19 protein-coding genes are annotated in these 22,417 nt (G+C 71.8%); 6 read left to right on the forward strand and 13 right to left on the reverse strand.

Annotation, left to right across the window (positions count from 1 at the left end):
* Positions 1 to 195: 195 nt before the first annotated feature.
* The 5 genes from aroH to ABZ795_RS17820 all read right to left on the reverse strand — a co-directional run bounded on the left by aroH (position 196) and on the right by ABZ795_RS17820 (position 5,567).
* Positions 196 to 603 carry a chorismate mutase gene (aroH, locus tag ABZ795_RS17800; RefSeq protein ID WP_357531147.1) on the reverse strand — a complete coding sequence of 136 codons (408 nt, stop codon included), beginning with the start codon at positions 601 to 603 and terminating at the stop codon, positions 196 to 198.
* 323 nt (positions 604 to 926) lie between these two features.
* A complete protein-coding gene (locus ABZ795_RS17805) occupies positions 927 to 1,934 on the reverse strand; it encodes a nitronate monooxygenase (RefSeq protein ID WP_357531148.1) in 1,008 nt (335 codons plus the stop codon).
* A 96-nt stretch (positions 1,935 to 2,030) separates the two neighbouring features.
* On the reverse strand, positions 2,031 to 3,554 hold the full coding sequence (locus ABZ795_RS17810; protein WP_357531149.1) for an MFS transporter: 1,524 nt from the start codon (positions 3,552 to 3,554) through the stop codon (positions 2,031 to 2,033).
* 149 nt (positions 3,555 to 3,703) lie between these two features.
* On the reverse strand, positions 3,704 to 4,540 hold the full coding sequence (locus tag ABZ795_RS17815; RefSeq protein ID WP_357531150.1) for an SDR family NAD(P)-dependent oxidoreductase: 837 nt from the start codon (positions 4,538 to 4,540) through the stop codon (positions 3,704 to 3,706).
* A 58-nt stretch (positions 4,541 to 4,598) separates the two neighbouring features.
* On the reverse strand, positions 4,599 to 5,567 hold the full coding sequence (locus tag ABZ795_RS17820; protein WP_357531151.1) for an NADPH:quinone reductase: 969 nt from the start codon (positions 5,565 to 5,567) through the stop codon (positions 4,599 to 4,601).
* A gap of 139 nt (positions 5,568 to 5,706) precedes the next feature.
* On the opposite strand from ABZ795_RS17820, the gene ABZ795_RS17825 reads away from it, so the two are divergent.
* The 5 genes from ABZ795_RS17825 to ABZ795_RS17845 are packed head-to-tail and all read left to right on the forward strand — an operon-like array spanning position 5,707 to position 12,281.
* Positions 5,707 to 6,243 (forward strand): SRPBCC family protein, encoded by a 537-nt coding sequence (locus ABZ795_RS17825; protein WP_327022938.1) that lies wholly within the window; start codon positions 5,707 to 5,709, stop codon positions 6,241 to 6,243.
* Positions 6,244 to 6,245: 2 nt separating this feature from the next.
* Positions 6,246 to 7,814, forward strand: a complete 1,569-nt coding sequence (locus ABZ795_RS17830) for a class I adenylate-forming enzyme family protein (RefSeq protein ID WP_357531152.1) — start codon at positions 6,246 to 6,248, stop codon at positions 7,812 to 7,814.
* Entirely contained in the window at positions 7,814 to 9,022 is a 1,209-nt protein-coding gene (locus ABZ795_RS17835; RefSeq protein WP_327022936.1) for an FAD-dependent monooxygenase, read from the forward strand. The genes ABZ795_RS17830 and ABZ795_RS17835 overlap by 1 nt, the downstream gene beginning before the upstream one ends.
* The gene (locus tag ABZ795_RS17840; protein WP_357531153.1) at positions 9,019 to 10,920 is read left to right on the forward strand and encodes an FAD/NAD(P)-binding protein; all 1,902 of its coding nucleotides are present in this window, start codon (positions 9,019 to 9,021) and stop codon (positions 10,918 to 10,920) included. The genes ABZ795_RS17835 and ABZ795_RS17840 overlap by 4 nt, the downstream gene beginning before the upstream one ends.
* Positions 10,917 to 12,281, forward strand: a complete 1,365-nt coding sequence (locus tag ABZ795_RS17845; RefSeq protein ID WP_357531154.1) for an adenylosuccinate lyase family protein — start codon at positions 10,917 to 10,919, stop codon at positions 12,279 to 12,281. Before ABZ795_RS17840 ends, ABZ795_RS17845 begins: the two co-directional genes overlap by 4 nt.
* Before the next feature lie 62 nt (positions 12,282 to 12,343).
* Here the strand turns inward: ABZ795_RS17845 and ABZ795_RS17850 are convergent, their stop codons facing one another.
* Genes ABZ795_RS17850 through ABZ795_RS17870 form a run of 5 tightly spaced genes read right to left on the reverse strand, consistent with a single transcriptional unit; the run spans position 12,344 to position 18,866 of the window.
* Positions 12,344 to 14,665, reverse strand: coding sequence for a non-ribosomal peptide synthetase (locus ABZ795_RS17850; protein WP_357531155.1), 2,322 nt, complete (start codon positions 14,663 to 14,665; stop codon positions 12,344 to 12,346).
* A 27-nt stretch (positions 14,666 to 14,692) separates the two neighbouring features.
* Positions 14,693 to 15,781: a 3-deoxy-7-phosphoheptulonate synthase gene (locus ABZ795_RS17855; protein ID WP_327022932.1), complete on the reverse strand. Its 1,089-nt coding sequence runs from the start codon at positions 15,779 to 15,781 to the stop codon at positions 14,693 to 14,695.
* 16 nt (positions 15,782 to 15,797) lie between these two features.
* Positions 15,798 to 16,823 (reverse strand): ketoacyl-ACP synthase III family protein, encoded by a 1,026-nt coding sequence (locus ABZ795_RS17860; RefSeq protein WP_357531156.1) that lies wholly within the window; start codon positions 16,821 to 16,823, stop codon positions 15,798 to 15,800.
* Positions 16,810 to 17,283, reverse strand: a complete 474-nt coding sequence (locus ABZ795_RS17865; RefSeq protein ID WP_357531157.1) for an SRPBCC family protein — start codon at positions 17,281 to 17,283, stop codon at positions 16,810 to 16,812. The genes ABZ795_RS17860 and ABZ795_RS17865 overlap by 14 nt, the downstream gene beginning before the upstream one ends.
* A 17-nt stretch (positions 17,284 to 17,300) precedes the next feature.
* On the reverse strand, positions 17,301 to 18,866 hold the full coding sequence (locus ABZ795_RS17870) for an aldehyde dehydrogenase (RefSeq protein ID WP_357531158.1): 1,566 nt from the start codon (positions 18,864 to 18,866) through the stop codon (positions 17,301 to 17,303).
* A 242-nt stretch (positions 18,867 to 19,108) separates the two neighbouring features.
* On the opposite strand from ABZ795_RS17870, the gene ABZ795_RS17875 reads away from it, so the two are divergent.
* Complete coding sequence (locus ABZ795_RS17875; protein WP_357531159.1) at positions 19,109 to 19,543, forward strand: VOC family protein; 435 nt, start codon at positions 19,109 to 19,111, stop codon at positions 19,541 to 19,543.
* On the opposite strand, the gene ABZ795_RS17880 is transcribed toward ABZ795_RS17875, so the two are convergent.
* The 3 genes from ABZ795_RS17880 to ABZ795_RS17890 are packed head-to-tail and all read right to left on the reverse strand — an operon-like array spanning position 19,515 to position 22,417.
* Positions 19,515 to 20,048, reverse strand: coding sequence for a YdeI/OmpD-associated family protein (locus tag ABZ795_RS17880; RefSeq protein WP_357531160.1), 534 nt, complete (start codon positions 20,046 to 20,048; stop codon positions 19,515 to 19,517). The genes ABZ795_RS17875 and ABZ795_RS17880 overlap by 29 nt on opposite strands.
* An 11-nt stretch (positions 20,049 to 20,059) precedes the next feature.
* On the reverse strand, positions 20,060 to 21,115 hold the full coding sequence (locus ABZ795_RS17885) for a methyltransferase (protein WP_357531161.1): 1,056 nt from the start codon (positions 21,113 to 21,115) through the stop codon (positions 20,060 to 20,062).
* Between the two features lie 21 nt (positions 21,116 to 21,136).
* A complete protein-coding gene (locus ABZ795_RS17890) occupies positions 21,137 to 22,417 on the reverse strand; it encodes an AMP-binding protein (protein WP_327022925.1) in 1,281 nt (426 codons plus the stop codon).

Here is a 22,417-nt window from a genome sequence, read left to right on the forward strand (position 1 = left end):
CAGCGCACTCCGCACCGCCGGCGTCACCAACATCGCCGCCGCCAACCGACATCACGCCCGCGACAGCACCCGCCCACTGGCCCTACTCGGCATCATCTGACGACTTTGCCGGGGCCCTGGGGAGACCCCCGCCCCGGCCGGCCGAGGTTTCCCGGAGAGCCTGCCGCTACCCGACCCCGGCATCTCCTGGGCGGTTCATCCGGCCAGGTCCGGCCGGAGGCGGGCGGCCCCGCCCAGGTAGACGTGGGTGATCTCGGCGCGGGACCGGGTTGTTCGGACGTGCGCCAGCAGCCGGACGACGCGGGGCAGGGCGCCCGGGACGTCGATCTCCTGTGCGCAGAGCAGAGGCACATCGGCCATGCCCAGTTGCCGGGCCGCCTCGGCGGGGAAGCAGCTGACCAGGTCCGCGGTGGTGGTGAAGAAGAGACTGATCAGGTCGTCCGGGTGCAACTCGTTGCGGTGCATCACCTCGGCCAGCAGTATCCGGGTCGCGCCGGTGACAGCCGGGGGCTCGTCCCGGTTCACCTGGATGGCGCCGCGGACCGCGCGTACCGTTGCCAACGGTCCACCGGCCACGACAGGCGCGGGAGCGGAGCTGGTCATGGCTTACCCTCCGGCTGGTTCGTCGGGTGCTCCACCCTGTGTGGTGGGCGCATGGCAACGTTAACGGTGCCGCCGACCGACCGGCCTCTCCCACTTTGCGCAGTTCGCGCGCGACCGCCGGGGCTGGGCCCGTCCGGTCAGGGTGAGTCGACCGCTGGTTGATCAAAGAGCCTGACCGATATGACGCTGATCATGGCTCTCCTCCGGCAAGTGGGTCGAGACGAACAGAGTGGGGGCCTTCGACTAGGTCGGAGCAACAAAGCGCCGGTCTGCCGATGATTGTCCGAACCCTCCGGCTTGAGCTTGAGGTACCGGTGCCTTCCTCATAGGGCCCCTGCCAAGGAGTGCAGGATCTGTGCCGCCGGTCCGGGGCGTGCGTGCCGGTGGCCGGTGCCGGCCCAGAGGTTCAGCCCGTGCGGATCGTCGGCTTCGGCGGCGGCGGCCCGCAGCGGCGCGGTCAGGTGGTGCACGGCCGGATAGGCCAGCGGGGCCGCCGTGGAGAAGCGGTCCGTGAAGCGGTTCCGCAGGGCGCGTGCCGGGCGGCCGGTGAAGGCCCGGGTGACGACCGTGCCGGTGTGCTCGCCGCCGGTCATCGCCGCCTTCTGCACCGCCCGGGTGCCGGCCTCGTCGGCCAGCAGGAACATCGTTCCCGCTTGCACGGCCACCGCCCCGGCAGCCAGCAGGAGGCGTACGTCCTCGGCGGTGCCCACCCCGCCCGCGGCGATCACCGGCAGGCCGGCGGGTAGCACCTCCCGGACCACCTCGGCGGTGGCGCGGTCGGGGTCGTAGGTCTGGGGTGTGGTCGTCGAGGCGTGACCGCCCGCGGTGCCGCCCTGGGCGACCAGCCCGTCCGCCCCGGCCCTGGCGGCCTGCCGGGCCTCGGCGGCATTGGTGACGGTGACCAGGACGGCCGTGCCCTGGGCCCGCAGGGTGGCCACCACCTCGGCGGAGGGGATGCCGAAGGCGAAACTGACCAGCGGGGGCGCCGCCGCCCGCAGCAGTTCGATCTTGGCCAGGTAGTGGTCGTCGTCCTGGGTGCGCACCTGCGGCAGGGTCACCCCCAGCCGCTCGGCCTCGGGGAGCAGCAGGTCACGGTAGGGCTCGACAGTGGACACCTCGACCGGGGGCTGCGGAATGAAGACGTTGACCCCGTACGGCAGGCCGGTCTCGCGGATTTCCGCCAGCTCGGTCCATACCACCTCGGGTGACCGGTACCCGGTCGCCAGGAAGCCCAGGCCACCGGCCTCAGCGGCGGCGGCGACCAGGCGTACGGTCGAGGGGCCGCCGGCCATCGGGGCGACGATCACCGGATGTCGCAAGGTGTCGAGCATGTCCTCATCCTCCCGGGTCAGATGGCCTGGCGGAGTCGGGCGGCCCGCCGATCCTCCAGTGGCTGGAGGTCAGGGGCCGCCCAAAGGAAAACGGGATCAGCGACCGGCGGGCACCGGGATCTTCACCTCGGCCGGCTCGGTCTCGGTGGGTAGGCCCTGGGGTGGGCCGTCCACCTGCGGCGGAGCCGCCGCGGCCGGCAGCGCGGTCATCAGCACCGCGATCACGGCGAGGATGCCGGCCAGCCAGTAGGCCGTGTTCTCGAAGGCGTCGACGAAGGGGGAGCGACCACCCGAGCTGGTCTCGGAGAGCACCCCGAAGAAAAACACCGAGGTGAGTGCCAGGCCGAGGGCCTGACCGACCTGCAACATGGTGTGGATCAGGCCGGAGGCCGAGCCGGCGTGGGCCAGGGGTACCTCGGCCAGGATCGCGTTGATCAGCGGCGACACGATCAGGCCCATTCCGAAGCCGATGACCAGCAGGGCGGGGACCATCTGCCAGAAGGTGACCTCCTGGCCGAAGTGGTTGGCCGTCCAGCCGTACAGGGCCATGCCGGTCCCCATCAGCAGCGCCCCCATCTGCAACACCTTGCGGCCCAGCTTGGGGATCAGCAGCTGCACGGAGATGCCGGCGGCGATGGTGGTGGCCACCGAGAAGGGGATGCCGCTGAGCCCGGCCCGCAGCACACTCCAGCCCAGGCCCACCTGCATGTACAGGGTCCACACCAGGAAGAAGACGCCGGTCACGACACCGAAGGCCAACTGGACCGCGACCCCGGCGGAGAAACCCTTCACCCGGAACAGGGACAGTTCGATCAGGGGGGAGCCGTCCCGGCGGGACTTCGCCCGCTCGTACGCGATGAGGGCGCCGAAGACCGGGATGGAGGCGAACATGGTGACGAAGCCCCAGGTGGGCCAGCCGGTCTCCTCGCCCCGGGTCAGCGGGTAGAGCAGCATCAGCAGGCCGACCGTACCCACGATCACCCCGACGAGGTCCAGGCGCAGGGCCTGCGGGGAGCGGGACTCCTCGATGTATTTGGCGCCCAGGATCAGGGCCAGGATGCCGACCGGCAGGTTGATCAGGAAGATCGGCCGCCACTCCAGACCGAACAGGTTCCAGTGGGTCAGCAGGGCACCGATCAGCGGGCCGGAGATGCCGCCGAGCCCGACGATGGCACCCCAGAGTCCGAACACCTTCCCCTTCTCGTGCGGCGGGAAGGTGGCGTGGATGATCGCCAGTACCTGCGGAACCATCAGCGCGGCCATGGCGCCCTGGAGGATCCGTGCGGTGACGAGCAGCTCGGGGCTCTGGGCGATGCCGCACAGCGCCGAGGCGATGGTGAAGCCGGCGATGCCGGCCAGGAAGAGTCGCTTGCGGCCGTAGATGTCGCCGAGTCGACCACCGGTGATCAGGCCGACCGCGAAGGCCAGGGCGTACCCGGCGACGATCCACTGGATCTGACTGACCGTGGCGCCGATGTCCTCCTGGATCGCCGGGATGGCGATGTTGACGATGGTGACGTCGACCAGATCCATGAAGGCCGCGGCCATCACGATGGCCAGCGCGATCCAGCGCCTCCTGTCCGTCTGGGTTGCCACTGGTACCTGGGTTCGTGATGTCATGTCAGGAACGCTAGGCGAAAACGCCTCTTTGCTGCCGTACGCGGTGATAGTCGGTCATTCTGTTCCGATCAGCGACAGTTATCGGCGGACCCGTCACCGACACGCAGTTGCCCCACCCCGGGGGAGCGGGGCGGGGCAACTGCGGTGGTTCAGGCGACGACCCCGTGCAGGGCGGGTTCGCCCTCGGCCTCGGCGGACAGGGCGGACCAGTCCGCCCAGGTCTTGAGTCGGTCGGCGTACACCCCCTGGGCGGCCTGGTACGGCTGGGTGCCGAAGAAGATCCGCAGCGGCGGATTCTCCGCGTCCACCACGGTGAGCAGGGCCTGGGCCGCGGCCCGGGGACTGCCCTGGCGCAGCTGGAAGCCGGCCATCGCCTGCCGGAGCCCGTCGTACGCCGGGTGCGGCGCGGAGAAGGAGGCGGAGGGCCCGCCCCAGTCGGTGCCGTACGACCCCGGCTCCACAATGGTCACCTTGATGCCGAAGCCGGCCACCTCCTGGGAGAGGGACTCGCTGAACCCCTCCAGGGCCCACTTGGAGGCGTGGTAGCCCCCCAGGGCGGGGAAGGCCAGCACCCCACCGGCGCTGGAGACCTGCACGATGTGGCCGCTGCCCTGCTCGCGCAGGTACGGCAGCACCGCCTGGGAGACCCAGAGCGCGCCGAGCACGTTGGTCTCCAGTTGCGCCCGGATGTCGGCCTCGCTGATCTCCTCGATTGTGCCGAACAGGCCGAACCCGGCGTTGTTCACCACCACGTCGAGGCGACCGAAATGCTCGTACGCCTGCTGGACCGCGGCTACGACGGCGGCCCGGTCGGTCACGTCCAGGGTCAGCGGCAGGATCGCGGTGCCGTGCTCGGCGACGAGATCGGCCAGGGCGCTCGTGTCGCGGGCGGTGGCGGCCACCTGGTCACCACGGGACAGTGCCGCGCTGACGAACTCGCGGCCCAGACCGCGCGACGAGCCTGTCACGAACCATACCTTGCCCATTTCCGGTGTCCTCTCGCCGATGCTCGTAATATGTGTAGGACGCTAGCCCGACATTCGTTCAGAGCCCCAATAAGATCCTCTTATCGGTGCCATTCTCGATAATTGCGTGCGCCTCGGCTGCGGATTGCAACGGCAGCACGGCCACCTCGCGGGTACGCAGAAGACCGGAGGGCAGCAGCCGGTTGATGGTCCGGGCCGCGGCGGCCAGTTCGGCCGTACTGGCGTGGGAGATGACGAAGCCCCGGATCGATCCGTCCCGCATGTACAGCCGACCCGCCGGTAGCACCGGTTCGGTGCGGGCCCCGGCCAGCAGGACGATCCGACCCCCGTGGGCCAGGAGGTCTACCGCCAGCCGCAGATCGTTGTGGCCGGAGGTGTCCAGGTGCACGTCGATCCCCTCGGGGGCGGCGGCCCGCAGTCGGGCGGCCAGGTCCGGGGCGTCGTACGGGATCGCCTCGGCGGCGCCCATCGCCCGGCACCGGGCCAGGTCCCCCGGACCGGCCGTGGCGATCACCCGGGCCCCCGCCTGGGCGGCCAGGACGACCGCCGCGCTGCCGACATTGCCGGCTGCCCCGCCGACCAGCACGGTGTCACCGGCGCTCAGCTGACCGTGCCGGAACAGCCCCAGGTAGGCGGTGGCCGTGGGATGCAGCACCCCCACCGCGGTCAGCGGATCGACCCCCGCCGGCAGCCGGTACAGCCGGTCCGCGGGCACCACCGCCAGTTCGGCCGCGGCGCCCTGCCGACCGTCATGACCGAGGCTGTTGCACCACACCGGATCGCCGGGGGCGAACCCCGTCGCGCCCGGCCCGGCCCGGACCACCCGACCCACCAGATCCCGGGCGATGACGAAGGGGAAGGCCACCGGGGTGCGGAACAGCCCGGAGCGGACGAAGGTGTCGACCGGGTTGACCGTGCTCGCCCACACCTCGACGAGCACGTCCGTGGGGCCGGGGGAGGGGTCGGGCAGCCGGCCGTACCGAATTTCTTCTGGCGGGCCGAACCTTTCGATGTACGCAGCCAGCATGGTGCCACCCTGCCATCGAAATCATGCACACGCCGTCGAATGACGAGTAGAAGGGTTTATCGCGCAGCCATCGATACCGATCCTCACGTTTTCTAGCGTCGAAACAGACGAACATACGTCACGACGTGAGGGGACCGAGATGCAGACCGCTTCGCGGCCACTGTTCGAGTTGTCGGTGCAGAGCAAGGTGTCCGCGCCACCGGACCGGGTCTATGCCTTGGTCAGCGACCTCGAGCGCAGCGGCGAATGGAGCCCCGAGTGTGTGGGCGGATCGTGGATCGCCGGTGAACCCGGCACGGTCGGCGCGGTGTTCCGCGGCGAGAACCGGCGGGAGGCCGACGTGGTGGCCTGGGCGCCGGTCGTACGCGGTGTCTGGTTCACCGAGTCCGAGGTGGTGACCGCCGAGCCGGGTCGCACCTTCGCCTGGTCCATGCGGAACCGGGCGGGGGCGCGTCAGGACAGCGTCTGGGCCTACGACATCGCCGAGCAGCCCGGGGGCGGATCGGTGCTGGTCCACCGGTTCCGGATGGGCGCGGCCACGGAGGGCATCCGGGGCATCACCGCCGACATGGACGCCGCCGCGCGGGAGCGGTTCTTCGCCGAGTGGGGGGCCAAGGTCGCCGGCGACATGCGCGCCACTCTCGGTCGTCTCTGCCAGGTACTAGAGGAGGACTGACCATGCTGCTGCAACGCATCAGGAACCGGGGCATCCAGCTCGGCACCCTCTTCGAGCGGGCCGCCCGGCGACACCCCACCAATGTGGTCACCCTGGACCATGATCTGCAGATCGCCCCCGATCTGGGGCGGCGGCTGACGGTCGGTGAGGTAGCCGACCTGATCGACGACTACGCCGCCCGGCTGTGGGCCGCCGGGGTACGCCCGGCCGACCGGGTGGTCGTGCACAAGACGAACGGGTTCGACATCACCCTGCTGGCCTTCGCGGTCTCCCGGATCGGCGGGGTGCCGGTGCTGCTCTCCCCCAGCCTGGACGGGGACACCGTGGCGGAACTGGTACGCCGGGCCGACCGGCCCTTCCTCGTCACCGACGAGGCCAAGCTGGCCGGTCTGCCGGAGGTGATCTTCGACCGGGCCGCGGGCATCCTGCTGACCGCCGGAAGTCACCCCGGGGCGAAGTCGTTCGGTGAATTCGCCGGGGCACCCCGGGTGCCCGTGGTCACCGTGCCCGCGGACCGTCCGGCGTTGATCACACACACCTCCGGCACCACCGGGATCCCCAAGCTGGCCGTGCACACCGGGTTCACCCTCCAGGCCCGGTACCGGCCGCAGATCTCGGTGGTCACCGCGCTGTTGCGACGCCGGGAGACCGTGGCCATCCATGTCTCCTTCGTGCACTCCCGGCTGATGACCGCGCTGGCCATGTCCCTGCTGCGGGGCTGTCCCATCGTGGTGCTGGTGGACTCCGACCCGGATCGGGTGGCGGACCTGTTCAGTCGGCTGCGCCCCGGGGTGCTGGAGGCCCACCCCAACTCGCTGATGGAGTGGGAGGGGCTGGCGGACGACCCCCGTGGGCCGCTGGCCGGGGTGAAGCTGTTCAGCTCCACCTTCGACGCCATCCACCCCAGGACCATCCGGCGGCTGCTGGACGCCTCCCGTCGACGCAACCCGGTCTTCGGGCAGTTGTACGGCCAGAGCGAGGTCGGACCGGTGATCGGCCGCACCTACACCCGGGGGCGGGGGGAGGACGCCGACGGGCGGTGCGTGGGGATGCCTTTCCCGGGCATGACCGGGGTACGGGTGGTCAGCCGGGACGGCAAGCCGCCCTCGGCCGAGAACCCCGGCTTCATCGAGGTACGCAGCGGGGGCCGGATCGTCACCTACCTGGGCGAGCAGCAGCGCTACGACGCCCAGCTCTCCGCCGGTGGCTGGTGGCGGATGGGGGATGTCGGCTATCGCACCCGCTGGGGGTGTGTGCACCTGCTGGACCGCGAGGTCGACCTGATCGAGGGCTTCGGCTCCACCCTGGCCGCCGAGGACACCCTGTTCAGCCGGATCCCGGAACTGGCCGAGGTGGTCATCGTGCCGGGGGCCGACGGCGGCGCGGTGCCGGTGGTGTGCACCCGGGACGACCGCCCGTTGGACCCGGTGGCCTGGCGGGCTGCGGTAGCCGGTCTGCCGGCGATGGGCGAGCCGATCCAGTGGCGCATCGGGGACCTGCCGCACACCGCCACCACGAAGATCAAGAGGCTGGAGCTGGCGCGGCTGTTGGCCGGGGACGGGAGGGCCTGATGTCCCGGGTGATCATCGCCGGTGGCGGCATCGGCGGACTCGCCACCGCCCTGGCCCTGGCCCGCACCGGCCACCAGGTCACCGTCCTGGAGAAGGCGGCACGGTTCGCCGAGATCGGCGCCGGCATCCAGTTGGCCCCCAATGGCCTGCACGCGCTGGATCAGCTGGGGGTCGGGGCCACCGTGCGGGCCGGGGCGGTACGCATGGACGAGTTGCGGTTCATGGACGGGGTCACCGGGGAACATGTGACCAGCCTGGAACTCACGGAGACCTATCGGCGTCGCTTCGGGCGCCCGTACGTCGTGGTGCACCGGGCCGAGCTGCACACCGCCCTGCTGGACGCCTGCCGCGACACGGCCGCGATCGAACTGCGCAGCGACGCCCCGGTCCTCGGGTACGGCCAGGAGGACCTCTCCGCCTGGGTGACCCTGGCGGACGGGGAACGGGTCGAGGGCGAGGTCGTCATCGGCGCGGACGGCCTGCACTCCGCGATCCGGCAGCAGATGGTCGGCGACGGTGATCCGATCGTCTCCGGCATCACGGTCTACCGGGCGGTCGTCGAGATGGACCGGGTGCCGGCGGACCTGCGGTACGACCGGTCCGTGGTCTGGTGGGCCGGGCCGGGATGCCACTTCGTGCACTACCCGATCGCCGGGGGCCGGTACCTGAACCTGGCCGCCAGCAGCGTCGACGGCAGCACCACCGCGGTGGCCGGCAGACCGGTCAGCCGGGAGCGGGCCCGGGCCGAGTTCCCCGCCCTGGGCGGGACGGCCCAGCGGCTGCTGGCCCTCGGCGAGGAGTGGAAGACCTGGACCCTGGTCGACCGGGAACCGGTGGACACCTGGACCGAGGGTCGGGTGGCCCTGCTCGGGGATGCTGCTCATCCGATGCTGCACTACGCCGCTCAGGGTGCCTGCCAGGCCCTGGAGGACGCGGTGGTGCTGGCCCGACACCTGACCCCGGGGGCATCGCCCGAGGCCGGACTGCGGGGGTACGCGGCCGAGCGGGCCGGTCGGACCGCGGCGGTGCAACGGGCGGCCCGGAACAGTGTCGTGCTGTGGCACCCGGCCGGAGCTGCGGCCCGCCGCCGCAACGAGCGGCTGCGCGGTCTCTCCCAGCAGGACCTGCGCGAGCACCTGGCCTGGATGCACGGCACCCGGGTAGCCGGGGCCCCCGTCCGCCCGACCGTGCAGGGAGTGGCGGCATGACCGAGATCTGCATCATCGGGGCCGGGCCTCGCGGACTGTCCGTGCTGGAACGACTCTGTGCCAACGAACGCGCCCGACCCTCGCACGAGGAGGTCGTGGTGCATGTCGTCGACCCGGCCGGGGCGGGCGCCGGGGCGGTGTGGCGCTGTGACCAGTCCCGCCACCTGATGACGAACACCGTGGCCGCTCAGATCACGGTCTGGTCGGACGACAGCTCACGCATCGAGGGCCCGATCGAGCCCGGCCCCAGCCTGTACGAGTGGGCGCTGGACCAGCCCGACGAGGAGGCGCGTGCCCTCGGCCCGAACTCGTACCCCTCCCGGGCCTTCTACGGCCGCTACCTTCAGGCCGCCTTCAGTCGGGTGGTGGAGCAGGCTCCCCGTCATGTGACCGTCCGCTGCCACCGGTCCCGGGCCATCGCCCTGGCCGACACCGACGGGGTGACCGGCGGCCCGCAAGGGGTACGGCTGGCCGACGGGACCCGGCTGCACGACCTGGACGCGGTGGTCCTGGCCCTCGGTCACCAGCAGGTCCGGCCCACCGCCCGGGAGGCCCGTACGGCCAGCCTGTCCCGCATCCACCACCTGCGGTACCTGACCCCGGCCAACCCGGCCGACCTGGATCTGGACGAGATCGGGCCGGGGGAGCCGGTACTGCTGCGTGGGCTGGGGCTGAACTTCTTCGACCACATGGCCCTGCTGACGGTCGGCCGAGGTGGCTCCTTCGTCACCAGGCCGGACGGGTGGCTGACCTACCGGCCCTCCGGCCGGGAACCCCGGCTGTACGCCAGCTCCCGGCGGGGGGTGCCCTACCAGTCCCGGGGCGAGAACCAGAAGGGCGCGGCCGGCCGACACCTGCCGCTGCTGCTGACCGCCGAGTACGTGGCGGACCTGCCCCGGCCGATCAACTTCACCCGGGACCTGTGGCCGGTGATCGCCCGGGAGGTGGAGAACGTCTACTACACGACCCTGCTCGGGCTGGGGCCGGAGACGATGGCCTTCCAGGCCGACTTCCTGGCCGTCCCGATCGGCGGGGACACCACCGAGGTGCTGGAGGCGTACGGCATCGCGCCGCGGCGCAGGTTCAGTTGGGAGCGGCTGGCCCGCCCGTACGGCGACAGCACCTTCGTCGACCGGACGGACTTCCAGGGCTGGCTGCTGGAGCACCTGCGCGCCGATGTGCGGGCGGCCCGGGCCGGCAATGTCGAGGGACCCCTGAAGGCGGCCCTGGACGTGCTGCGGGATCTGCGCAACGAGATCCGGCTGGCGGTCGACCACGGCGGTCTCAGCGGTGAGTCGCACCGGGACGACCTGGAGGGGTGGTACACCCCCCTGAACGGGTACCTCTCCATCGGACCCCCTGCGGTCCGGGTCGAGCAGATGATCGCCCTGATCGAGGCCGGGGTGCTCACCCTGACCGGTCCGGGCACCTGGATCCGGCTGGACACCACGGAGCCGGCCTTCGTCAGCGGGTCCAGCGCGGTGCCCGGTGAGCCGATCCGGTCCCGGGTGCTGATCGAGGCCCGGTTGCCGGAACCCGACCTGCGCCGTACGGAGGATCCCCTGCTGCGGCATCTGCTGGACACCGATCAGGCGGTCCCGTACCGGATCGGCAGCTACGAGACCGGCGGGCTGGCCGTCACGGAGCGCCCCTACCGGCTGCTGGACGGCTGCGGGCGCCCTCATCCCCGGCGGTTCGCCTACGGGGTACCCACCGAGTCGGTGCACTGGGTGACCGCGGCCGGCATCCGGCCCGGGGTCGACTCGGTGACCCTGGCCGATTCGGACGCCATCGCCCGTGAGGTGCTGGGGCTGCCCGAGGTGGCCCGGGTGCCCCGCGAGGTGCGCCGGGCCTTCGCGGAGGCGCCGGACGAGGACCCGATAGGGGTGATCGTGTGACGGAGTCCACCGGACTGCTGTCTCCGGTACGGGCCGGGACACCGGTCGAGGCGGCCGTCGACGATGTCGCCTGGGTCCAGGCCATGCTCGACGCGGAGTCGGCACTGGCCCGGGCCCAGGCCCGGCTGGGCACCCTGCCGCCGGAGGCCGCCGAGATGATCACCCGGTGCGCCCGGGTGGAGGCCTTCGACGTACGCGCCATCGCCCTGGCCTCCCGGGAGACCGCCAACCCGGTCGTCGCCCTGGTCCAGGCGCTGACCGCCGGGGTGGCCGCCAAGGACCGGGCCGCGGCCGAGTACGTGCACCGCGGCTCCACCAGCCAGGACATCTTCGACACCGGGGCGATGCTGGTGGCCAGGCGGGCGATCGCCCTGATCCGCGCCGACCTGACCGCGGTGGCCACCTCGCTGGGCGTACTGGCCGGCCGACACCGGGACACCGTGATGGCCGGGCGGACCCTGGCCCTGCACGCGGTGCCGACCACCTTCGGGCTGAAGGCGGCCGGGTGGCGTCGGCTGGTGCTGGACGCCCGGGACCGGCTGGACGCCCTGGTGCTGCCGGTGGCCCTGGGCGGCGCCGCCGGCACCCTGGCCGGATACCAGGAGTACGCCAATATGGACGGTCACCATGGCGAGGGATACCCCGCCAGGTTGACGGCCGCGTACGCCGAGGAGACCGGGCTGGCCGCGGTGGTGCTGCCCTGGCACGCCCTGCGTACCCCGATGGCGGACCTGGCCGCCGCCCTGGCCCACACCGCCGGGGCCCTGGGGAAGTTCGCCGCGGACGTGCTGGTGCTGGTGCGTACCGAGATCGGTGAGGTGGCCGAGCCGACCGTGGCCGGGCGGGGCAGTTCCTCGGCCATGCCGCACAAGAGCAACCCGGTGCTGTCCACCCTGATCCGCAGCGCCGCCCTGCAAGCCCCCTGCTACGCGGCGGCCCTGACCCAGTGCCTGGTCGCCGAGGACGAGCGGTCCGCCGGGGTCTGGCACGCCGAGTGGCTGCCCCTGCGGGAGCTGCTGCGCCTGGTCGGCGGCGCCGCGCACACCGCGGAACAGCTGGCCGCCGGGCTGACGGTACGGCCGGAGCGGATGCGGGCCAATCTGGCCCTGACGGGCAACCGGGTGGCCACCGAGCGGGTGGCCGCCGTGCTGACGCCGCACCTGGGCCGGGCCCCCGCCCGGGCCCTGCTCACCGAGGCCAGCCGGGTGGCCGAGCAGACCGGGCAGCCCCTGCACCAGGTGCTGGGGGCCGATTCCCGGGTCGCGGGGCACCTCAGCGAGCAGGAGCTGACCCGGCTGCTGGACCCGGCCGGGTATGTCGGGGCGGCCGGTGACCTGGTCGACCGGGAGCTGCGGGACTGAACCGCGTAGGCAACGCAGAAGGGGAGGGCCACCGACCGGGTGGCCCTCCCCTTCGCTGTGGTTCAGATCGTCGCCAGGGCCGGCCGGGCCTCCCGCTCCGCGGCCAGGTAGGCGGCCATCCGGGCGATGGTCGGCTCGTGGAACAGGTCCCCGACCTCCACCTCCAGCTGGTACCGGTCGGCCACCTGGCCGGTCACCCGGGCCGCCCGCAGCGAGTCCCCGCCCAGGTCGAAGAAGTTGTCCAGCACCCCCAGCCCCTCGACCTCCAGGGCGGCGGTCCACAGCTCGTGCAGCTCCCGCTCCAGGTCCGTGGTGGGGGCCTGGTAGGGGCTGTCCACGTCCGGCCGGGACCGCGGTGGCTCCGGCAGTGCGCCCCGGTCGATCTTGCCGTTGGTGTTCAGCGGGATCTCGCCGACCACGAAGGAGGAGGGCACCATGAAGGCCGGCAGGCGCTTGCGCAGGGCCCGGCGGATGTCCCGGACCGCCGGGGTGGCCCCCGCCTCCGGCTCGATGTACGCGGTGAGCTGGGTGTCCCCCTGACCGTCCGCGCGGGCCAGCACGGCCGTACGCCGTACCCCCGGCTGGGCGCCGAGGACGATCTCGATCTCGGCCAGGTGGACGGTGTTGCCGCGTACCTTGATCTGGCCGTCTCGGCGGCCGACGATCTCGATGCTGCCGTCCGCCCAGTAGCGGGCCATGTCGCCCGTGCGGTACAGGACGGGGGAGCGTTCCGGGTCGATCGGGTTGCTGATCCACTTCTGGGCGGTCAGCTCCGGTCGGTTGACGTACCCGGCGGAGAGACTGTCCCCGGTCACGCACAACTCCCCGACCACCCCCGGGGGCACCGGACGGAACCACTCATCCAGCACGTAGGTCCGCACGTTGTCGATCGGTCGGCCGATCGGCGGCAGGGCCCGGGCCCGGCCCGCCTCGCCCAGGGACTGGCCCAGGGCGGTGATGTCGCAGGCGGAGACCGTGGTCGCCTCGGAGGAGCCGTACAGGTTGATCAGGCGGAAGGGCAGGCCGGCCGGGGGCCAGGCCTGGATCCGCTCGCCGCAGACCCGGATGTCGCGCAGCCTGGTGTCGGCCGGCCACTCCAGCAGCCACAGCCGCTCGGCCATCGGCTTCATCAGCAGGGTGGTGGTGATGCCGTACCGGAGGATCCACTCCTGGAGACGCTCCGGGGAGGCGACCACGCTGGCCTCCGGGATGTGCACGGTGGCACCGGCCGCGAGCACCGGGAAGCACTCGACCTGGATCATCCCGTACCCGGGTGCGGCCAGCCAGGTGCCCTGGGAGGCCGCGGTCATCCCGCACAGCTCACGCATGGCGTGGATCAGGTTGCGGGCGGGACCGAACCGGGCCTGCACGGCCTTGGGTGCCCCGGTGGAGCCGGAGGTGTATCCGATGTGGATGAAGTCGTCCGCGGTGACCGGCTCGTGCACCTCCGTGGTCGGCTCGGCGGCCCAGTCGGTGGCCCACAGGTCGATGACCGGGCAGTCGGCCCCCTCGACCAGGGCGGTGTGCTCCGTGCTGGTCAACACGGCGACGGCGGAGGAGTCCTCGAGCATGAACCGCAGCCGGTCGGCCGGGAAGCCGGGATCCATCAGGATCGCCGCCGCGGTCAGCTTGAAGCAGGCCAGTTGGGCGATCAGGGCGTCCGCGCCGCGCGGGAAGCAGACCCCCACCCGGTCGCCACGGCGTACCCCGGCCGCCCGGAGCCGGTGGGCGAACTGGTTGGCCCGGCTGTCCAACTCCCGGTAGGTGACCTGCTCGTCGGGGAGGGCCACCGCGACGGCCTGCGGGGTGGTGCGGGCGTACTCGGCGACCAGCTCGTGGATGAACGGCGCGGGGATGGCGGCGTCGGTGTCGTTCCACTCGACCAGGGCGCGCCGGGTCTCCGCCTCGGTCAGCAGAGCCACCTCGGCGACCGAGACCTCCGGCCCGGCGGCCAGGATCCGCTCCAGGTGCCGGGCGTACTGGGCCACGGCCGCCTCGTCGAAGATGTCGGCCGGCATCAGCAACTCCAGGCCGGCCTCGCCGACCACCACGGTCGGCACCTCGGCCGCCCGGGCCGGCAGCCCGTCGCTGACCACGACCCCCTGGGGGGTCACCTCCTCGCCGAGCTGCACCGCCGGCTCGGTCAGGGTGCCGAGGGCGGCCGTGTCCGGGAAGGACATGAGCAGTGTGGTGTGGACCCCGGGGGCGCGCCGCCCGATGCGGATCTCGTCCTCTCCGGTGTAGCGGCGCAGCAGGGCGGCCAGGGCGGCGACCGCCCGGGTCGGATCGGGGGTGCCGGTGAGGGGCACCCGGTGGGCCGGCGCGGGCGCCGCCCCCTGGCCGGAGCCGGCCAGGGGAAGCGACGAGGTGGATGTCGTGGACATGGGCGGATTCCTCTCTCCGAAGCGGCTTCAGCCGGCCATCGCCAGGCCGTAGGCGGACCGGCGGGTGCTCACCGCGTCGGCGAGCAGGTCGATCAGGTGTTCGGTGCGCTCCCAGCCCACGCAGCTGTCGGTGACGCTCTGCCCGTAGATGAGCCGGTGCGACTGTCCCGGCACCAGGTTCTGCCGGCCCTCGGTGAGGAAGCTTTCGATCATCACCCCGGCGATGCCCCGCTCGCCGTCGGCGATCCGCAACGCCAGGTCCTCGACCACCTTGGGCTGCCGGACGTGGTCCTTGCCGCAGTTGCCGTGGCTGGCGTCGATGAACAGACCCCTGGACAGGTCGGCGGCGCGGAGCCGGTCCAGGGTCTGGGAGACGTGTTGCGGGCTGAAGTTCGGGCCGTCGGCGCCGCCCCGCAGGACGACATGGCAGTCCGGGTTGCCGCTGGTACGCATGACCGCCCCGTGCCCGTCGTCGGTGAGACCCGGGTACACGTGTCCGCGTCCGGCCGTGACGATCGCGTCGATGGAGTCCTCGACGTTGCCGCAGGTGGAGTTCTTGAACCCGACCGGCATCGGCAGACCGCTGGTGAGCTGCCGGTGCGGTTGACTCTGCACCGTGCGGGCCCCGATCGAGCCCCAGGAGACCAGGTCGGACAGGTAGCGGCCGACGGTCGGGTCGAGGAACTCGCAGCCCACCGGCAGGCCCACCCCCAACACGTCGACCATGGTGCGGCGGGCCACCCGCAGCCCGGTGGCCAGGTCGTCCGAGTCGTCCAGCAGGGGGTCGCTGACCAGGCCCTTCCAGCCGAGCCGGGTGCGGGGCTTCTCCACGTACACCCGCATCACGATCTGGAGGGAGCCGGAGACCCGTTCGGCCACCGCGGCGAGTTTCTCCGCGTAGGTCAGGGCCGCGCGTGGGTCGTGGATGGAGCAGGGGCCGGCGACCACCACCAGGCGGTCGTCGTCGCCGTGCAGGATGCGGCCGATGGAGTGTCGGGCGTGTTCGACCCGATCGGCCAGCAGGGCCGGGAGGGGGATGTCGGCTCGGAGGCCGGCCGGGGACATCAGCGGTTCGGTGGCGCTGATCCGTGAGGTGGTGCTCTGGGCGGTGTGCATCGCGCTGGTCCTTCCGTCAGTCGTCGCCCGCGGTGAGCACCGCGGCGGAGAAGGTGAAACCCATGCCGGTGCCGATCAGAAGGATCCGAGACCCCGGTTCGAGCAGGTCCGATCCGGCCAGGTGGTGCAGTCCGAGGATCTGGTCCGCGGCGCCGAGGTGCCCGATCGTCAGACCGAACTCGAGCAGGGTGTTGCGGGGGGTGAAGTCGAGAGGGCGGACGAAGCTGTTGTGGTAGAGGGTGCGGCCGACGAAGGGGGTGACCATCCAGTCCACCTGGTCCGGACTGACCTGGGCCTCGTCGAGGGCACGGCTGACGACGCTGCGCACCCGCTGGGTGGTACGGGTCTGGATGTCGCGCAGTGACACCTCGCCCTGGGCCAGGAACTCCCGGGTACGTCGACGCGAGTCGGCCGGCTCCGGGCTGGGCGACAGCCGGAAGGGCTCGTCGCCCCGGGCCAGCCCGCCGAGGACGGTGTCGGCCTCGGCGACACAGGACAGCAGTCGGAACCGGCCGCCGCCCCGGGTGAGCACCGCGGCGGCCGCCCCGTCACCGAAGACCATGCCGGGGGAGGTGTGGAAGCGGTCCCCGGGTGGGCCGAAGCGGTCGGCGACGGTGATCAGGGCCGAGGGCAGGGCCGGGTTGGCGGTCAGCGCGTTCGCCGCCACCTCCAGGCTGGCTATCGATCCGTTGGACCAGGCGGCCACCGTGATCGGCATGGTGTCGAGCTGGGTGCCGATCAGCTCCCCGGCGATCCAGCAGGCGGCGGACCACTGGTCGATGCCCTGGAAGCCGGCGTGGCTGTGCAGGTGCAGGCTGGTCGGGCCGATCTCCACGGCGTGTTCGGCGGCGGCCTTGATCGCCTGGCGACCGCTGGACACCGCCATCTCCGGCGGGGCCTGGGTGGACTGGGAGTAACTGATCATCCCGGTGCTGGCGGCGGCCTCCGCGGAGTACGCTCCGGCCGCCACCGCCCCGGAGACCGGCACCGGGTCACCCAGGGTGGCACCGGTACCGGCCACCCAGATGTCATCGAATCGCATGGCCGGAACCCCCCTCGGGAAGGTCGGACAGGATGCGTCCGCCCCGGGTAAGCCGGGCCGTCCGACCTACCCCCTCCAGCACCGCCAGGGCGGTACGGGTGAGAACCCGGCCGGCGGCCGACTCCACCGCTCCGGCGAAGTGCGGGACGCTGGTCCGGAACCGGACGGTGTACTCGACCTCGCAGCCGTCCGGGCCGTCCGTGGCCGACCAGTGGCCGGCGTACTCCTGGAAGTCACCGTCGGTCTGCTCGAACTCGATCCGGTCGGCGAGGACCCGCCTTCGTTGGGTCCAGCGGGCCACCCCGCCCCGGAAGGCGAGGACCCAGTCGCTGTGGTCGCCGTCGCGGTGCACGGCCACCAGATCCGGGGCGTACGCCGGGAAGGTCTCGTCGTCGGCCAGCCGGCGGATGAGGTCGGCGGCGGTGCCCCCGGTCACCGCCTTGAGAGTGCGCGTGGTCATGTCGGTTCCTCCGTTCGCTACAGGCGGCCGATGCTGACGGCCTGGAGGTGGGTGGTGCGCAACATCGGATGGCTCGCCTCGCCGAAGACGCCCCCGGTCAGTCCGGTGCCGCCCTGGTTGGGCAGGAAGGGCAGGAAGTTGCCGTGCGAGTCGTTGATCTTCAGGTTGCCGCCGTTGGTGATCGAGTCCAGGAATCGGGTGATGGTGGCCTGGCTGCGGGACCAGAGGGAGTTGCGCAGCCCGTACGCGTTGTCCTCGACGAAGGCGAGCACCTGGTCGAACAGTTCCTCGTCGGTGCTGCCGCTCTCCGGCACGATCACCGGCAACAGGGGGAAGAAGGTCTCGTCGCGGACCACGGACAGGTCCCGGGCGCCGGTCAGGCCGTCGATCCGCACCAGGGTCGGCTCGATGAAGAAGCCGGTGTCCGAGACGCTGCCGTCGGTCTCCAACCGCCGCCCGCCGTGCACCAGCTTGGCCCCCTTGGCCAGGGCCTCACCCAGGCAGCCGTAGAACCAGTCGGCCCCGAGTACGGGGGTGAGCACCACCCCGCGCTCCTCCGGGTAGCCCGGCCGGATCTCCTTGAGCACCGAGACCAGCTTCTCGATCACCTCGTCGGCGATGGCGGGGTGCAGGACCACCTGGTTGGGCACGTTGCAGATCTGCCCGGAGTTCATGAAGAACTGGGCCAGGGAGTCCACCGCGGCGTCCAGGTCGGCGTCGTGCCAGACCACACAGCAGTCGTTGCCGGCCAGCTCCAGGATCGGCTTCTTGCCGGCCGCCACGCAGTCCCGTTCGAACTGGATGCCCTTGGTGCTGCCGCCGAAGTAGATGATGTCGTTGACCAGTGGGCTGGCCACCCAGCTGTCCAGCAGCGGGGGCGCGCACAGGGCGTTCAGGGTGCCCGGCGGGGCGCCGGCCTCCTCCAGCACCGGTGCCACGATCTCCCGCAGCAGGTACATGCAGCTGAGTCCCACCCCGCGCGGGGCCCGGACGACCAGGGTGTTGCCGGCGAGCATGGCGGTCAGCCCGTTCAGGGTGTTGACCGTGGCGGCGTTCTGCGGCGGGTTCAGGCAGACCACCCCGTCGGGGACCCGGCGCAGCAGCATCTCCCGCTGGTCGTCGCCGCGGGTCACGGCCATCTGCTCGGCGCACCAGTCCAGGGTCTGGGCGCTCCAGGTGGTGTGCGGGACCCCGAAGACCATGCCCTCGGACATGTCCCGGGGCTGACCCTCGGCCACCAGCAGCTCGACCAGGGTCTCGCCGTGTTCGGCCAGCCGCTCGATGATCCGGCGGCCGATCCGCATCCGTTCCTCCAGGGGCACCCGGCGCCAGGCCGGAGCCGCCGCGGCGGCGGCCTCCAGGGCCTGTTGGGCCAGGTCCTCGCCGGCCACCAGGCAGGCCCCGGCGATCACCTCGCCGTCGGGGACGGACACCCCGGGTCGGCCCTCGTCCAGGTCGCGCTTGAGTCGCAGGGCGGCGAACGTGTCGTCGAGCAACGCCCGCGCGGAGATGGTGTGCACGTACCGGGGGTTGTCTCCGTAGACGTCCCGGCCGCCGATGTAGGCGGGGTAGGTCCTGGTCACGTCGATCCCTTCCGCGCTTCGATGTCGTTACCATGAAAAACGTAATGCTGGTAACAGGAGGGGGACAATGAGCCCGCGATAAGGGCTGCTACTCGGGTGCTCGATTCGAATCCGGCCGGGGTCCGCCGGGTTCTGGGACACGCCGGAGTCCACCTTGGCGGGTGCTTCCCGGGATGACGCGCGGTCAGCCGCTATCCTCCCGCAAGGTGCTATTCGGCTATCGCCTGCAAAAGGGGTACTAAATGGGAAATGTCGCAGCCCTGCGCGGACTCAGTACGGTCACCTACTGGGCGGACGACGTACCGGCCGCCCGGGCCTGGTACTCCGAGCTGCTCGGCGGCGAGCCGTATTTCGAGCGCGGGGGCGCCTACCTCGAATGGCGCATCGGCGACTACGAGCACGAACTCGGGATCATCGACCGGGCCTGGGCCCCGCCCGGCGCGGCGGCCGTCCCGGGCGGGGCGGTGGTGTACTGGCACGTGGACGACATCGAGGCCATGTTCGACCGGCTCCTGGCCATGGGGGCGGTCGAGTACGAGCCCATCACCAAGCGGGAGGCCGGATTCGTCACGGCCGCCGTCACCGACCCCTTCGGCAACGTGCTCGGCATCATGTACAGCCCGCACTACCTGGACCGGCTGGAGTCCCTCACGAACTCGCTGCCAGCGTCGCGATGAACTCGCCGATGCGTCGCTGCCGGGTCTCCGGACGCTTCAGCTTCTGCAAGGTCACGATCATCACGTACCGGCGGCCGGAGCCCAGCTTCTCCCAGGCCGCCGTGGCGGCCGGCGAGGCGGCCAGGGCGGCGGCGAACTCCGGGGACACCTCCGCCCGGCTGGGCGAGTCGTAGGCCGCCTCCCACCGGCCGTCCGCCTTGGCCAACTCCACCTGACGCAGCCCGGCCGGACGCATCCGACCCGCCGCGATCAGCTTGGCCACCCGTACCCGGTTCACCTTCGACCAGGTGCTGCGCTTGCGTCGGGGGGTGAACCGTTGGCTCCACCAACCCTGGGGAGCGTTACCGGACATGGCCTTGCCGTCGATCCAGCCGAAGCAGAGGGCCACGTCCAGGGTCTCCGAGCGGGTGATGGAGGGCACCTCCACGCCCTTCTTCGGGAACAGCACCCACACCTCGTCGGCGGTCTCGTGCCACTGCGTCAGCCAGGCCTCGAAACTGGCCACGTCCGGGAACCTCAACATCCGGTCGGCACCGCCTCCACCAGCGAGAACCGGGCCGGGGCCAGCCCGGTCACCGAGGTCAGCCGGAACCCGGTGGCCTGACACAGGGCGGTGAAGTCACTGCGGGTGCGCTCCCTGCCGCTGAGCTGCACCAGCATGTTCAGATCACCCAGATGCCCCAGGGGGGACCGCTGGGCGTCGACCAGGTCCGGCAGCACCGCGTCGACGATGAGCAGCCGGCCGTGCGGCGGGATGACCGCCCGGACATGCCGCAGGATGACCGCGGCCCGCTCGTCGTCCCAGTCGTGCAGGATGCTCTTGAGCAGGTAGGCCTCCGCCCCGGCGGGCACCGAGGCGAAGAAGTCCCCGGTGGCCAGGGTGCAGCGCTCGGCCACCCCGGCCCCGGCCAGGGTGGTGTCCGCCTGGGCCAGGCCCTCGGCCGTGTCGTACAGCAGGCCCTGGACCCCGGGGTGGGCGGCGAGCACGGCCGCCAGCAGGGTGCCGTCCCCGCCCCCGACGTCGGCCACCGTACGGAAGCGACCGAAGTCGTACGCCTGCGGCAGCACCTGGGCGGCCAGCCGGGTGCCCTGCCGCATGGCCGCGTTGAACCGGGCGGACAGTCGCGGGTCCCCGGCCAGGTGGCCGAAGAAGGAGGTGCCGAAGGTGGTCGAGAAGACCTCCCCTCCGGTGCGGATGGCCTGGTCCAGGTGGGCCCAGCCGCCCAGCATCGCCGGGTCGGTGGTCATCGCCACGAACTCGGCCATCGAATCCGGTCGGTCGGTGCGCAGCAGCTCGCCGATGCCGGTGAGGGCGAACCGCCCCGGCTCGGTCTCCCGCAGCACCTCCAGCGCGGCCAGGGCCCGCAGCAGCCGCAGAGTGGCGCCGGGATCGGTGCCGGCCGCAGCCGCCACCTGCGCCGAGTCGGAGCCGTCGGGGCCGATGATGTCGGCCACCCCCAGCGCCGCCGCGGCGGAGATGGTCCGGGTGGCCATGTGGCCACACACCAGTTGGGCGATACGTTCCCGGTCGGCCGCCGTAGCGGGCGGGGCCGGGGCCTGAGAGGTCGTCATGACAGTCACCTTCCGGGTCGGTCAGTTGAACGGCAGGGCCTTGCTCCAGTCCTCGCCCGCCGCCAGCAGACTGCGAGGCTTCACGACGTCCTTCTTCTGGGTGAGCACCTGGAAGGGCAGCAGGGTGCCCGGTTCGAGGGCGGTCACCTCGGCGGGTACCCCCACCTCATCGGCGATCGCCGCCCGCACCCGGGCGACCGCGGCCTCCCGGTGCTCGGCGGGCACCTCGAACTGGACCCGCAGCAGGTCCCGATCGGCGCGGGCCCGCCAGAACAGCACCTCGTGCTCGATCGGCAGGCTGAAGATGATCTCTTCGAGTTGCTGCTGGGTCACCGTGCCGTCGGCCACCGGGTGGCCGTACACCGACCGGCCCATGACCCGGATGGAGGGCAGCCGCCAGTCGCACGGACAGTCCTCGTAGGACACCTCGACGTCGTCCTCCAGGTTGTACCGCAGCAGGGGCATGGCCTCCCGGTACAACGGGGTGACCACCAGTTGACCCCGGCCCTCGGGGCTGATCCGGCCGGTCTGCGGGTCGTACACCTCGAAGACCATCCGGTCGGCCCACAGGTGCATCCGGCCGTGCCGGCACTCCCCGGCCAGGCTGCCGGTCTCGGTCGAGCCGTACTCCTCGACGATCGGCACCCCCCAGATCTCGCTGATCCGGCGACGCCGGGCCCCGGTCAGGGGTTCCCCGCCGACGAACAGGGCGCGCAGGGCGGGGAAGTCCCGCGCCGGATCCAGCCCGGCCGCCCGGGCGGTGGCCGCCCAGACCAGGGGCTCGGTCGGGATCGACCAGGTCAGGGACACCTCCAGGTCGTGCAGGGCCTGCACCACCCGGGCGTACGGCATGGCCAGGGAGCGGTAGTCGCCGGGGACCACGGTGGCGCCGTGCAGCCGGGCCCCGGCCTGGGCCAGATGACCGGTGATCATCAGGGCGTACGGGGTGCGGACGAAGAAGGTGTCCTCCGGGGTTATCCCCACCCACTTGCGGGCGTACCGCTCGGCCAGGTCGATCCAGTCCTCCGCGGTGTAGTAGGAGGGGGTGGACTGGCCGGCGGTGCCGCTGGACTCGTGATAGGTGGCCAGGTCCCGGCGCGGCACCGCGAGCATCCCGAAGGGGTACTGGTCCCGGAGGTTCTGCTTGGTGGTCAGGGGTTGTTCGGTGAGCTCGGTGAGGTCGCGCCCGGCGTAGAAGGGGGCCCGGGAGGCCCACTCCATGACCTTGGGGATCTGCTTGGCCTGAAGGTCGCGCAACTCGTCCAGGTCGGCCCAGTCACCGAGGCGGGGCAATGCCTGCAT

This window comes from Micromonospora sp. NPDC047134 (assembly GCF_040643455.1).
In the GTDB taxonomy this organism is placed as follows: Bacteria; Actinomycetota; Actinomycetes; order Mycobacteriales; family Micromonosporaceae; genus Micromonospora.